Consider the following 12,160-nt stretch of genomic DNA (forward strand, 5'->3'; position numbering starts at 1 on the left):
GGATGCCATCCCATCGCCCGAACGGCGTCCCAAGGGCGAATTCTGGTTCCCGGTGGCCACGCCTAAGCGAGGTCGGTGGTGGGGGCCGGCTTCGGGCGGCCGGCCTCCAGCCAACGAATCGCTGCTTCGCGGTGAAACGATGCGGGTGGTTCCAAGTCGGCCCAGGACTCGACGAACGCCCGGAACTTCGGCACGTCCTGAGGATTGAGCGCGCAGATGCATCCGACGCCGATCTCCCAGTCTGTGCCGCTGATGATGGCGGTGCCGTCGAGGGACATCATGGTGAACCGAGGAAAGCCCCGCCTGATGCCGAGGATGCCGGCGGCTCCAGCGCCCATGATGTCCCACGGGTCGTCGAGTTCGACGCGGGCCCACCAGTAATCGCGGTCTGAGATACGGACCGCCACCAGGAAGTCGCGCCGCTCGTCGAAGACACCGCGTTTCAGGCACCATTCGTGCCAGCCGGTATTCGCGCGCTCGACCAGGTCCGGGTCGTCGAATTCCAGCTGGAAGCCGCCGGGGATTTCGCCGTCGGCCGGAGAGAACGGGGCGAGATTCGCCAGTGTCGGCGGCAGCAGGGGCACGGTCGTGTCGATCATTGACCGGTATCGCAGTCCTGCGACAGCCAGTTGCGCAGCCAGTTCAGGGGCGTTCATCAGATCAACCATCCTTCGGATGCGCCGCGAAGAACTGCCAGAACACATCCGTCGCGTTCAGCGCTTTCGACGGCGCGTCCGTCCCCGTCAAAGCCTCCTTCACAGGTTTCTGCGCGCTGCCCGGCCACTGGTGTCCCGCGTCGGCGATGCTGATCAGCTCGACGGTGCGGCCGGCGGGGCACGATGCCGTCGAGGTGGTGAGGGGGCCGGTGGTGGTTGACGTGGGTGGTGCGCAGGCATCGGTGGTGCGCCAGGTCGCCACCACGGTTTGGACCGGTGGGCCGTTGATGTGGGCGTAGCCCTGGCCTTCGCCGCCGGCGTAGGGGATGCGGGTGTCGGCGGTGCCGTGGATGTGCAGGACCGACAGGGGTTTCGGGGAGGGGCAGGTGCCCAGGAGGGTTGCCGAGTCGGGGCCTATGGCGGCGAACAGGTCGGTGTCGCAGGCCAGGCGGTAGGCCATGATGCCGCCGTTGGAGATGCCGGTGGCGTAGACGCGGGCCGGGTCGATGGGGATCTCGCCCTGGATGGTCGTCACCATGGCCTTGATGAAGCCGACGTCGTCGGTGTTCTGCTTCGCCGGGGTGCCGCAGCAGCCGCCTCCGGTGTTCCAGGCGTGGTTCAGGCCGTCGGGGTAGACCACGGCGAAGCCGTTGTGGTCGGCTTCCTGGTCCCATCCGTAGGCCTGCTCGGCCTGGGTGCCGCTGCCGAAGCCGCCGTGGAGCATGACGACCAGGGGCGCGTGCGCCGGCAGGTTCTGCGGCCGGTAGAGGTGGAAGGTGCGGGTGGCGCCGCCGACCTGGATGCTCTGTGCGGACTTGCCCACCGGGGCGGTGGACGGGGCGGACGAGGCCGCCGAGCCGCTTTGGCAGCCGGCCAGGGCCGTGGCCAGGATCAGGCAGATCGAGGCGACGGCCGCAGCGAAGGGGGCTCTTCTCACGGTGCTCCATCACCCGTTCGCGGTCGGGCTGTCGCCGCCGAGCGCCGAGCGGACCGAGGTCACGGCGCCGCCGACGGAGGCGATGATGCCGTTGAGGCTGTCGATGTCCTGCTGGCCGAGCTGGCCTGTTCCCGAGGTGGTGGCGGGACCAGAACTGGTCGCGGCCGCCGATGGCGGGATGGTCGGCATGTTCTGGTTGGCGACCGCTCGCGGCCGGCACCCGGAAAGGCCCGCGGCCAAGGCCACCGCCACACACAGCACACCACACCAGCGCGCGCCCCGCGCGCCGACGCCGCCGACGCCGCTCATGGCCCGCACGCCGCGCACGCCGCTCACGACGCCGCCCCGAACCCGTGCCCCTGGCACCACGACGTCCCGGTCGTGAGCAGCTGCTGCCGCGTCTGGAGCACCGCGCCCTGCTCCTGCCGCAGCGTCGCACGCGTGGTCAGCCAGGAGGCGAGGTTCGCGCGCCCGGCGGCCTTGGCCTTCGCCGCCCCGGCGTTGAGCCACGCCACCGAACCCGGCGTGCTCGCGTCGCCGTTGACGATGGCCAGCAGGTCGGTGACCGTCGGTCCGAGGTCCTTGATGAGCGCGCAGTCCCGCGTGGCCGCATTGCGAAGCTCCGCCACGCCGGAGCCGGAACCCGAGCCGGGAGCGGAAGTGGGGCTGTCGGCGAACGCCACGCCGGTCGAGCCCGCGAACAGTCCGGCGGTCAGCACCGCGGCCGCCCAGGTGGTGCGAGACATGGGTGTCCCCTTCGGTCGGTGCGGCCGCCTGAATCCGGCGGGCCGCTCGTGACCGAAGTTAGAAGCGCTCTTTGGGAAAACCTTGTGACGGCAGCCGGACCAGGAACCGGGTGCCCCACCCGGCCGGTCCCGGCAGCGCCTCGACAGTGCCCTGATGCAGTCCGACGACCTGAGCCACGATCGTCAGCCCGAGGCCGAAACCGGGGCTGGCCTCGGAGGCCACGAACCGGTCGAACAGACGTCCGCGCAGCTCCGGTGCGATTCCGGGACCCTGGTCGTCGACCGTCAGGACGAGGAGACCGGGCTCCCGTGCGAGGCCGAGCACTATCAGGCCGGAACCTGGGCCGGTTGCCGGAACTCCGTGGACGGCGGCGTTGTCGAGCAGGTTGTCCATGATCATCCGCAGCCCGTCGGCCCAGCCCGCCAGCACCGCCGCGCCGCCCTCGGCCGAGGCGTCCACGCGCGCGTCGTACCGGACGCCGGGATGCCGGCCGCGCGCCGCGTACAGCGCCGTCTCGGCGAGCTCGGCGACGTCCACCTCGGCGAACTGCTCAGGACGCGCCAGCTCGGCCCGCGACAGCGCCCGCAGCACCTCCAGCAGCCCCAGGACCCGGGTGTGCGCCGCCCGCAGGTCGTCCAGCGCCTCACGGCGGTCCGCGGCCTCGGCGCCCGGGTGCTCCAGCACGTCCAGCGCCGCCTGGATCCCGGTCAGGGGCGTGCGCAGCTCGTGGGCCGCCGTCGCCGCGAACGACCGCGCCGCCTGCCAGGCCTCGACGACGCGCATCTCCTGCTCGTCGCGGTGGGCCAGGGCCGCGTCCAGGATCCCGGCGACGTCGTCGATCTCGTCGACGCCGGTCCGCAGCGCGATCCGCGCCCCGGTCCCCGAGCTCACCAAGCGGGCCCGCTCCCGCAATACCGTCAAAGGCCTGATGGTGCGCCGGCCCAGCAACCCGCCCACCGCGAACGCCACCGGCGAGACGATCAGGGCCATCAGCCACACCCGGCCCCGGAGCCGGCGCACCTTGGCCGACAGGACCGACTCCGGCTCCACGACCCACACCCGCGCCTTGGTCACCTGGTCCGAGGCCGAGTAGCCGCGCCACTGGCGCAGTCCTTCGCGCACGCTGAACGCGCCGTCGACGGCCGGCAGCCGCCCGGCCGAGGGCGCGTCGCCGACCGTGACGTCCGCGCCGCGCACCGCGAGCACGACCGCGTCGTCCGGGGCCTGCAACGCCTCCCGCACCCGGGACGCCGGGTTCGAGGACTGCGCGGCCAGCGAAGACGCTTGCGGGGCAAGGGTATCGGCGCGCGTGCGCAGGTACGTGTCGCGCTCGGCGCGCAGGTCCGCGCTCTCCCACGGGACAAGCGCGGCCCCGGCCGCGATGATCAGCACCGGCAGCAGCGCTGCGGAGGCCCAGGCGAAGCGGGTCGAGAGCTTCACAGTCGGCCTTCCTCCGGAGTGCTCTCCAAGCCGCTTTCCAAGCCGCCGCTCCCCAGCCCGCCGCGCACCGCGAAGCCGACGCCGCGCACCGTGTGCAGCACCCGCGGCCGGCCGTCGGTCTCCAGCTTGCGTCGCAGATAGCTGACAACGGTGTCCACCGCGTCCGAGCGCACCTGGAAGTCGTAGCCCCACACCCGGTCCAGCAGCTGGTCGCGGGTCAGCACCGCCCCGGCGTTGCGCGCCAGCACCTCCAGCACGTCGAACTCCCGCCGGGTGAGCTCCACCGGAGCGCCCGCGACCGTGACCGTGCGGGCGTCGGTGTCCATCACGATCCCGCACGCCGCGACCACCCCGTGCGGCACCGGACGCCCGCGCCGCAGCAGCGCCCGCACCCGCAGCTCCAGCTCGGCGGTCGAGAACGGTTTGACCACGTAGTCGTCGGCCCCCGCGGCCAGGCCGGCGATCCGGTCGGTGACGTCGTCCAGCGCCGAGAGCATCAGCACCGGGACGTCGTCGCCGTGCCGCCGGAGCCGCCGTACGACATCGACCCCTGACATACCGCGCATCGAGACGTCCAGGACCACCGCGTCGATCCCGCCGCCGCCCAGGATCGCCAGCGCGGCCGGGCCGTCCGCCGCGGTCTCGACGGCGAAGCCGGACAGGCCCAGCGCCCGGCCCAGCCCGCGTCGCAGCGCGGGATCGTCGTCGACCACCAGCAGACGCCACGTCGCCGTCCGGCCCGCCACCCGCCCCGCCCTTCGCCCGATGAAACCGCACGTCGCCGTCACCGACGGACTGGATCGCGGCTGGATGCTACCCCATCGCCCGAACGGCGCCCCAAGCGCGAGAACCGGGAGGCCGGGAACCAGGATTGCGGAGGACCACGGTCCAAAAGCACGAAAACCCGCCCAAACGCTAGGAGCGAGAAATGGCGGCTACCCAGCAACTCGACAAGGCGACGGCCATGGTACTGGCCTCGGCCGCGTCCACGGCGGCGACGACCCGCCCCTCCGGGGAGACCCAGCAGCAGCAGTGCGAGCGGATCGCCGCCGGCATCACGCTGCAGCTCAACGCCAACGCCCCGGGGTGGGAGACCAAGTGGCTCCTGATGACCCCGACCAATGCGAACCTGGCCTACATCGCGGTCGACAGCGCCTCGAACCAGGTCGCCGTGGTGCTGCGGGGCACGAACGCCAACGTCACCGACACGATGGAGGACTTCGCCGTCGGCACGGTCGTGCCGTTCCCGGCGAGCGGCGCGACGACGACGGTCTCCGTGTCCAGCGGCGCCATGGCGGCGTTCACGGAAGTCGTCAACACCGAGGCCGCCGCCCTCGGGAATCTCGTCGGCGGAGCGATGGAGCAAGCGCTTGTCACCGTGCTCTCCTCCATGCCCGAGGGTGCGACGGTCTTCGTGATCGGCCACAGCCTCGGCGGATGTATAGCGACCATGATCACGCCGTATCTGGTCACACAGTGCACGCGGAACCAGTGGCCGAAGCCGCCGTCGTTCGGGATCCTCACCTTCGCGGCGCCCACCGCAGGGCTGCAGACCTTCGCCACCTACTTCGACGACAACCTGATCAACAACTCCGTACTGGTCCAGTGCGACTTCTTCGTGAACGTGTACGACATCGTCCCGCAGGCCTGGGCCACCCTCGGCAACGTCCTGGACGACCCGTACAACAAGGACCCGAGCAAAAAGAACTCGCCCTGGTACCCGAAGGGCACCCAGGTGACCGGCGAGCTGGCGGATCTCGTCCGGATCATCGAAACGCTTCCGGGGAACAACGTCTACGTCCAGCCCGGACCGTCGAACCAGCAGACCCTGAACACCACCTACGGCCTGTCGAACGAGAAGCTGACCGCGAACACGCTCGAGGACTTCACGGGCCAGATCGGGTTCCAGCACGAAAACGCCACCTACCTGGCCCTGTTGGGTTCGCCGCTGAAACTCCTGACACCGCCCGCCGTCGACGGTGTGACCCCCGCCTCGACCGAGGCCATCACGGGGACGATCGAGATCGCGGGCAGCGGCTTCGGCGGCTTCGACCCCGCCACGAATCTCGGCGTGGACTTCGGCACCTACGCCTGCCCCGCTTCGACGATCACCGTGGTGAACGACACCCAGATCACGATCACCGGCGTGCCGCCGGTCTGCGGCGTCGTCGACGTCCGCGTCACCACCCCGCTGGGCACGTCCGCCGCGTCCCCGCTGTCCAAGTTCGCCGTCGGCGGCCCGGAACCGGTATGGGTCTCCAGCATCTCGCCGACCACCGCCGCCATCGGGGAGACCATCTCGGTCTACGGCCAGGGCTTCGCCGAAGGCGCCGCGGTGTTCTTCGGCAAGCTGGCCTCACCGAACGTGAAGCTCGGTTACACGGAGCCGGAGGGGCCGTACCTCACCGCGGAGGTCCCGGGTGAGATTCTCAAGCAGCGGCTCGACGGCAAGACCTTCAACGTCACCGTCGTCGTGAACGGGTACTCGAGCCCGTCCAGCCCCGCCGACGAGTTCACCTACCCCGCCAAGAACTGAGACCGGTCACCGATCCGATCACGGGTGTCGCGTCCGGTGTTCCGCTGAACGGAACAGGACGCGACACCCGGCCGTCTCTCCGACCACGCTGACCTTCGAAAGCATGCCCTTCGAAGCATTCCAGCACCGATCGGAGCAGACCATTGCGACACCTCACCAAAAGGACAGCCCTGTTCGCCTCCGCTGCTGTCATGGCACTGCCGGCCGTCGCGGTCTCCAGCGGCGCGGCCCAGGCCGACCAGCCGCCCTTCCCCTTCACCTCGATCCGCATCTGGGGCTCCACCCACTGCATCGACAACGCCACGCAGAACGCCGAGACGGTCCAGATGTGGAACTGCACCGGCGGGCCCGAGCAGCAGTGGTCGCAGACCCCCGACTCCGTCAACGGGGTCGCCACCGGAAGTTACTCGCTGGTCAACGAGAACACCCGCTACTGCCTGGACGCGCTGGCGCAGGGCGACGGGACGGTGGTCATGGGGCCGTGCGACAGCTCGAACACGCAGCAGTGGACCACCCTGTTCGCCGACAACCCCTCGCCGTTCACCAACGGTGCGTACGCGGTCATCCAGAACGTGTCCAGCCTCCAGTGCCTGAACACCGACAGTGTCGGGAATGGCACACTCCTGCGAACCTGGCCGTGCGACACCACCGACCACTACCAGAAGTGGCACTCCGACTTCTGACCAGCCCTTAATGGAGAAGCCCGAGCTGAGACAGCTCACCGGGGCCGCCCACGAGGCGGCCCCGGGTTTTGTGCGTAAACAACAAATCATGTGTCCGAATCGTTACGGCCGTCTGACGAGATTCCGGCCACAGCCCTCTGGCGCCGACCCCACCGCGCCCCATAGTTTTCGATCCTCCAAAAGAGCATTTCGTTGGCCACCCTGACACTGGCGCGTGAGGACCGTCTCGCGTCAGCGCCGTACGCAACGCCACCTGCTGTACGGATCCCGCGGCATGACCGCGGAATCCGTCACGGAACCAACGGAACGACCATAAAGACAACGGCGTGCGCCCACGGCACCCTAAAAGGAACCAACGTTGAGACAACTGATCATCCGCGCCATGGCGACCGGTACCGTCGCGACCCTCGCCCTGGGGGCCTGCAGCAGCGGCTCCTCCGACGGCTCGGCCAAGGGCCGGACGCCGTACATCGGCGTGATCCTGCCCGACACCACGTCCTCGGCCCGCTGGGAGACCCAGGACCATCCCGCCCTGGAGGCGGCGTTCAAGGCCAAGGGTGTCAAATACGACATCCAGAACGCCCAGGGCGACAAGGCGCAGTTCCAGGCCATCGCGGACCACATGCTCAAAGAGGGCGTCAACGTCTTGATGATCGTGGACCTCGACGCCGCCTCGGGCATCGCGGTGCTGACCAAGGCCAAGCAGGAGGGCGTGGCCACCATCGACTACGACCGCCTCACCCTCGGCGGCCACGCCGACTACTACGTCAGCTTCGACAACGTGGACGTCGGCGAGCTCCAGGGCCAGGGTCTGGTGCAGTGCCTGCAGGGCCAGACCAAGCCGATCGTGGCCGAGGTGAACGGCTCCCCCACGGACAACAACGCGACCCTGTTCGCGCAGGGTTACGACTCCGTGCTCGGCCAGCTCTACAACAACGGCACCTTCGTCAAGGGCCCGAACCAGTCCACGGACAACTGGGACAACGCCACCGCCGGCAAGAACTTCACCAAGATGCTCGCCCAGACCCCGAACATCGGCGGCGTCCTGGTGGCCAACGACGGCATGGCCCAGGCGGTGATCGCGGTCCTGAAGCAGCACCACCTCAACGGCAAGGTCCCGGTCACCGGCCAGGACGCCACCGTCCCGGGACTGCAGTCGGTCCTGGACGGCGACCAGTGCATGACCGTGTTCAAGGACTCCGTGAAGGAGGCCCAGGCCGGCGCCGACCTGGCCGTCAACCTCGCCAAGGGGCAGACCGCGTCGGCGGCCAACGCCATGGTCGCCGACACCGTCACCGGCAAGCTCGTGCAGTCCGTGGAGCTGACGCCGGAGGCCATCGTCAAGTCGAACGTGCAGGACGTCATCGCGGCCGGCGCGGTCACCAAGGCCGAGGTGTGCACGGCCCAGTTCGCGGCGGCGTGCGCGGCGAACGGGATCAAGTAGGCAGGGCGTTCACAGGGCCTCGGTCCTCACAAGGCCCTCGGCCTTTACAGGCCCTCGGCCCCGGCACACAACGTCCGACGGACGGCGCCCCGCAGCCAGCGGTGGGCGCCGTCCGCCGTGTTCCGGGGATGCCACGCCATGCCGATCGCCAGCGGCGGCAGCTCCAACGGGACCTCGAGCGGCCTCAGTCCGAGCATGACGGCCTGCCGGCTCAGCGGCGACGGCGCGGCCCCGGGCAGCGCAGCCGGGACCAGGCACACCACGTCGCTGTGCGCGGCCAGCGCCATCGCCGCCAGGTGGCTGGGCAGCACGACGCCGACCCGCCGCTGAAGGCCCCACTCGGCCAGGGCCGCGTCGAGCGGGCCGGTGAACCGGCCGCGGCGGCTGACCACGACGTGCTCGGCCGCGGCCAGCCGGGCCGGGGTCATCGCGCCCTCGGTGAGCGGGTGCCCGGGCCGCACCGCCGGCACCATGCGCAGCCAGACCAGTTCCTCGACCTGCGTCTCGGGGTCCACGTGGTCGATGGCACCGACCTCCAGGTCGATCCGGCCGTCGCGCAGAGCCGGTCCGGCCTCCAGGTCCTCGGCGCGGATCCGGAACGAGACCCCCGGCGCCTCACGCTGCGCCAGGCCCAGCAGTCCGGGGGCCAGCGCCGCGCCGATCAGGTCGGCGGCCTGGAGCGTGAAGGTGCTGCGCAGACTCGCGAGGTCGACGCTCGCGCCGGGGCTCAGCAGCGTTCCCAGGCTGCGCACCACGGCAGCGGCTTCCTCGCGCAGCGCCTGGGCCCGCGGGGTCGGGACCATCGTCTGCCCGGCGCGGACCAGGAGCGGGTCCCGCAGGACGCGGCGCAGGCGGGCCAGGGTACGGCTCATGGCCGCCGGCGAGGTGTGCAGGCGGGCGGCGGCGCGGGTCACGCTGTTCTCGGCCAGCAGGGCGTCCAGCGCGATGGCGAGATTGGCGTCGATGGTGGCCGGGTCTGTGCTGGCGGCCGAGTCTGTATTGCAGGCCAAGCCCGCACTGCCGGCCAGGTCTGTATTGCTCGCCAAGCCCGCACTGCCGACCGAATCCGTGCTGCTCACCTGGGTTATTCCATTTCCGTCAAGGATTCCGTGCCGAAGTTCCCATTGTGGCATCACCGGGCCCCTCAGCACGATGGGACGCGTACCCCGACAGCTCGACCCATCGAGGAATTCATGATCGTCATCACCGCTCCCACCGGGAACATCGGCCGGCATCTGCTCGGCCTTCTGCTGGAATCGGCCCCGGCCGAGGAGGCGCTGCGGGTGATCGTGCGCGATCCCGCACGGCTTCCGGACGCGGCGCGCGGACGCGTCGAGGTCGTCACCGGCTCGCACGGCGACCCCGAGGTCGTCGACCGGGCCTTCGACGGCGCGGACGCGGTCTTCTGGCTGGTCCCGCCGGACTCCTCCCTGACCCCGCAGGACGCGTGGAGCACGTTCACCCGCCCTGCGGCCGAGGCACTCGCCGCGCACGGCGTGGGCCACGTCGTCGGCGTCTCGGCGCTCGGCCGTGGCACCGCGTTGGCCGACCGCGCCGGCCTGGTCACCGCCTCGCTGGCGATGGACGACCTCATCGCTGACAGCGGAGTCGCCTACCGGGCCCTGGCCAACCCGTCCTTCTTCGAGAACCTCCTGGAGGGGGCCGACTCGATCCGGGAGAAGGGCGTCTTCGTCGACACCGTCGAGGCCGACCGCAAGGCGCCCCTGGTCGCCGTCGCCGACATCGCGGCCGCCGCGGCACGCCTGCTGCTGGACCGGTCGTGGACCGGCGTCGGCAGCGTCCCGGTGCTCGGGCCGCGGGACCTGTCCGCCAACGACCTGGCCCGCATCATGACCGAGCAACTCGGCCGCCCGGTCCGCTACGAGCGCCAGTCGCTGGAGGAGATGTCCACGACGCTGGTCGGTTACGGCCTCAACGCGGAGTTCGTCCAGGGCATCGTGGACATGAAGCGGGCCAAGGACGAGGGCCTGGACGCCGGCATCGAGCGCACGCCGCAAACCTCCTCCCCCACCACGTTCGAGCACTGGTGCGCCCAGACGCTCAAGCCGGCGGTGGCGTCCTGATGACCACCCAGCAGACAGAGCCGCCGATCACAGAGCCGCCGGTCACCGCGTTCATGCTGGTGAAGACCACTCCCGAGTGGCTGGGCCTGACCGTGGACGAGCGCGTGCACGCCTTCACCACCCAGGTCCTGCCGGCCATCGAGGCCAAGACCAGCGGCGTCCGCTCGCGCTTCTACGACACGGAGTTCTACTCCGCGCGCGTCACCGACGTCTGGGTCTGGGAGGCCGAGGACCACCACGCCTACCAGCTCCTCATCGACGCGCTGCGCGAGACTCCGTTCTGGGATCGTTACTTCGAGGTCGTCGACCTCCTGGTCGGCACCGAGAACGGCTACGCCCGGACCTACGGCCTGGAGAACGTCGCCACGATCAGTACCTGAGCAGGTCGAACAGCTCCTTCGGAAGCAGGACCGTGCGATCGCCGTTCGTCACGGTCCCGCATCCGCTCAGGTTGACGACCAGGTCCTGGCTCGAGCCGTCGGGGAACTGCATGATCAACAGTTGCTCGGGGTTGACGGCTTGGGCCGTGCAGATCTGAGATCCGGGTGTCCGCGCGTGGGTCAGGACGTGGATCAGCGTTTTGAGCGAGGACCCGGTGATCTGGTCCGCGCGCGCCGACATTCCGCTTTGGCTGTCGGAGAACCCGTAGACACACAGGGTCGCAGCGGCCGGTGTCCCGGAGTACAGCCGACCACCAGGCCCCTTGGAACGGACCGCGGTGGGAGGCAGGTCCGGGCACCTGGCCGGCGCGACAGCCGCCGTCGAAACCGCATCGCCCGCCCCCGACGCCGACTGCCACGCCGCCACCCCGGCCGCGACCCCCAGCACGCCGCCGACCGCCAGGACCGCACCGGACACGCGCAGCCGGGCGGACCGGCGGCGCGCGCCGGCGGCCACGGCGTCGAACAGGCCCGGGGCGTCGGCGGCCTGGCCGGCCAGGTCGCGAAGGCCCTCGGCCAGCGGGCGGGTGTCGAAGTCCTGCTGCTTCATCGGATCCGCTCCTATCGGTCTTCGGCCGGCGTGCGGCGGCGCAGGGTGGCCAGGGCTTTGGCGTGCTGGCTCTTGACGGTGCCGACCGAGCAGTCCAGCGTCTCGGCGATCTGCGCTTCGGACAGGTCGGCGTAGTAGCGCAGTACTACAACGGCGCGCTGGCGCCGGGGCAGAGCCCGTACCAGGTCCAGGACGACCATCCGGTCCAGCACGCCGGTCATCGCGTTGCCGGAGCTGGAGTCGGAGTCAGAGCCCGTGTCAGAGCCCAGACCGCCGGCGCCGGCGCCGGCGCGCCGTGGCGCGACTGCCCCGACGTCCTCGCTCAGGACCTCCCGGCCGCCGTCACGGCGCCGCCAGGACAGGAACGTGTTCAGCAGCGCCTTGCGGACGTAGGCGTCCGGGTCCCCGGCGCCGGCGACCCGGTTCCAGCGCGGCCACACCTTGACCAGGGTGGCCTGCACCAGGTCCTCGGCGCCGTGCTGAGAACCGGTGAGCACATAGGCCGTCGCCAGCAGCCCCTGCCTGCGGGCGGCGACGTACTCGCGGAACCCGGCCGGTTCGCTGTCCGCCATCGGTTGTCCCCGCCTTCGCCGTGGTCCGGCCGCGCGGTCCGGTCGCCGCGCGGCTTGTGGACATTGACACT

The 12,160-nt window shown here is 70.5% G+C and carries 14 protein-coding genes; 5 read left to right on the forward strand and 9 right to left on the reverse strand.

Annotated features, from left to right (window positions below; translation table 11 throughout):
* Positions 1–62: 62 nt before the first annotated feature.
* Genes ABH926_RS46050 through ABH926_RS46075 form a run of 6 tightly spaced genes read right to left on the reverse strand, consistent with a single transcriptional unit; the run spans position 63 to position 4,526 of the window.
* On the reverse strand, positions 63–656 hold the full coding sequence (locus ABH926_RS46050; protein ID WP_370373457.1) for a hypothetical protein: 594 nt from the start codon (positions 654–656) through the stop codon (positions 63–65).
* 4 nt (positions 657–660) lie between these two features.
* Positions 661–1,593 carry a PHB depolymerase family esterase gene (locus ABH926_RS46055; protein ID WP_370373459.1) on the reverse strand — a complete coding sequence of 311 codons (933 nt, stop codon included), beginning with the start codon at positions 1,591–1,593 and terminating at the stop codon, positions 661–663.
* A gap of 9 nt (positions 1,594–1,602) precedes the next feature.
* The gene (locus ABH926_RS46060; protein ID WP_370373461.1) at positions 1,603–1,929 is read right to left on the reverse strand and encodes a hypothetical protein; all 327 of its coding nucleotides are present in this window, start codon (positions 1,927–1,929) and stop codon (positions 1,603–1,605) included.
* Complete coding sequence (locus ABH926_RS46065; RefSeq protein ID WP_370373463.1) at positions 1,926–2,339, reverse strand: hypothetical protein; 414 nt, start codon at positions 2,337–2,339, stop codon at positions 1,926–1,928. Before ABH926_RS46065 ends, ABH926_RS46060 begins: the two co-directional genes overlap by 4 nt.
* 58 nt (positions 2,340–2,397) lie before the next feature.
* Positions 2,398–3,780: a sensor histidine kinase gene (locus ABH926_RS46070; protein ID WP_370373464.1), complete on the reverse strand. Its 1,383-nt coding sequence runs from the start codon at positions 3,778–3,780 to the stop codon at positions 2,398–2,400.
* Positions 3,777–4,526, reverse strand: coding sequence for a response regulator transcription factor (locus ABH926_RS46075; RefSeq protein ID WP_370373465.1), 750 nt, complete (start codon positions 4,524–4,526; stop codon positions 3,777–3,779). The genes ABH926_RS46070 and ABH926_RS46075 overlap by 4 nt, the downstream gene beginning before the upstream one ends.
* A gap of 182 nt (positions 4,527–4,708) precedes the next feature.
* Here ABH926_RS46075 and ABH926_RS46080 point away from each other — a divergent pair, with 182 nt between their 5' ends.
* From ABH926_RS46080 to ABH926_RS46090, 3 genes are all read left to right on the forward strand, one after another.
* On the forward strand, positions 4,709–6,316 hold the full coding sequence (locus ABH926_RS46080; protein ID WP_370373467.1) for a lipase: 1,608 nt from the start codon (positions 4,709–4,711) through the stop codon (positions 6,314–6,316).
* 191 nt (positions 6,317–6,507) lie between these two features.
* Positions 6,508–6,999 carry an RICIN domain-containing protein gene (locus ABH926_RS46085; protein WP_370373469.1) on the forward strand — a complete coding sequence of 164 codons (492 nt, stop codon included), beginning with the start codon at positions 6,508–6,510 and terminating at the stop codon, positions 6,997–6,999.
* A gap of 358 nt (positions 7,000–7,357) precedes the next feature.
* On the forward strand, positions 7,358–8,443 hold the full coding sequence (locus tag ABH926_RS46090) for a sugar ABC transporter substrate-binding protein (RefSeq protein WP_370373471.1): 1,086 nt from the start codon (positions 7,358–7,360) through the stop codon (positions 8,441–8,443).
* A 44-nt stretch (positions 8,444–8,487) separates the two neighbouring features.
* On the opposite strand, the gene ABH926_RS46095 is transcribed toward ABH926_RS46090, so the two are convergent.
* Positions 8,488–9,522, reverse strand: coding sequence for a LysR family transcriptional regulator (locus ABH926_RS46095; RefSeq protein WP_370373472.1), 1,035 nt, complete (start codon positions 9,520–9,522; stop codon positions 8,488–8,490).
* 114 nt (positions 9,523–9,636) lie between these two features.
* Between ABH926_RS46095 and ABH926_RS46100 the strand changes: the two genes are divergently transcribed.
* Together ABH926_RS46100 and ABH926_RS46105 are read left to right on the forward strand one after the other, a co-directional pair.
* Entirely contained in the window at positions 9,637–10,527 is an 891-nt protein-coding gene (locus tag ABH926_RS46100) for an NAD(P)H-binding protein (RefSeq protein WP_370373473.1), read from the forward strand.
* Positions 10,527–10,907, forward strand: coding sequence for a darcynin family protein (locus tag ABH926_RS46105; RefSeq protein WP_370373475.1), 381 nt, complete (start codon positions 10,527–10,529; stop codon positions 10,905–10,907). The genes ABH926_RS46100 and ABH926_RS46105 overlap by 1 nt, the downstream gene beginning before the upstream one ends.
* On the opposite strand, the gene ABH926_RS46110 is transcribed toward ABH926_RS46105, so the two are convergent.
* A complete protein-coding gene (locus ABH926_RS46110) occupies positions 10,897–11,517 on the reverse strand; it encodes a hypothetical protein (protein WP_370373477.1) in 621 nt (206 codons plus the stop codon). The genes ABH926_RS46105 and ABH926_RS46110 overlap by 11 nt on opposite strands.
* Before the next feature lie 11 nt (positions 11,518–11,528).
* Complete coding sequence (locus tag ABH926_RS46115; RefSeq protein ID WP_370373479.1) at positions 11,529–12,089, reverse strand: SigE family RNA polymerase sigma factor; 561 nt, start codon at positions 12,087–12,089, stop codon at positions 11,529–11,531.
* Positions 12,090–12,160 lie beyond the last annotated feature (71 nt).

Origin of the sequence: Catenulispora sp. GP43, assembly GCF_041260665.1 — a bacterium.
Taxonomy (GTDB): Bacteria; Actinomycetota; Actinomycetes; order Streptomycetales; family Catenulisporaceae; genus Catenulispora.

What these genes read in the sequence shown, in the direction of transcription:
- ABH926_RS46115 (WP_370373479.1), bottom strand. Translation starts at nt 12,089, where the DNA reads ATGGCGGACAGCGAACCGGCCGGGTTCCGCGAGTACGTCGCCGCCCGC.
- ABH926_RS46100 (WP_370373473.1), top strand. Translation starts at nt 9,637, where the DNA reads ATGATCGTCATCACCGCTCCCACCGGGAACATCGGCCGGCATCTGCTC.
- ABH926_RS46065 (WP_370373463.1), bottom strand. Translation starts at nt 2,339, where the DNA reads ATGTCTCGCACCACCTGGGCGGCCGCGGTGCTGACCGCCGGACTGTTC.
- ABH926_RS46080 (WP_370373467.1), top strand. Translation starts at nt 4,709, where the DNA reads ATGGCGGCTACCCAGCAACTCGACAAGGCGACGGCCATGGTACTGGCC.
- ABH926_RS46110 (WP_370373477.1), bottom strand. Translation starts at nt 11,517, where the DNA reads ATGAAGCAGCAGGACTTCGACACCCGCCCGCTGGCCGAGGGCCTTCGC.
- ABH926_RS46085 (WP_370373469.1), top strand. Translation starts at nt 6,508, where the DNA reads ATGGCACTGCCGGCCGTCGCGGTCTCCAGCGGCGCGGCCCAGGCCGAC.
- ABH926_RS46050 (WP_370373457.1), bottom strand. Translation starts at nt 656, where the DNA reads ATGAACGCCCCTGAACTGGCTGCGCAACTGGCTGTCGCAGGACTGCGA.
- ABH926_RS46105 (WP_370373475.1), top strand. Translation starts at nt 10,527, where the DNA reads ATGACCACCCAGCAGACAGAGCCGCCGATCACAGAGCCGCCGGTCACC.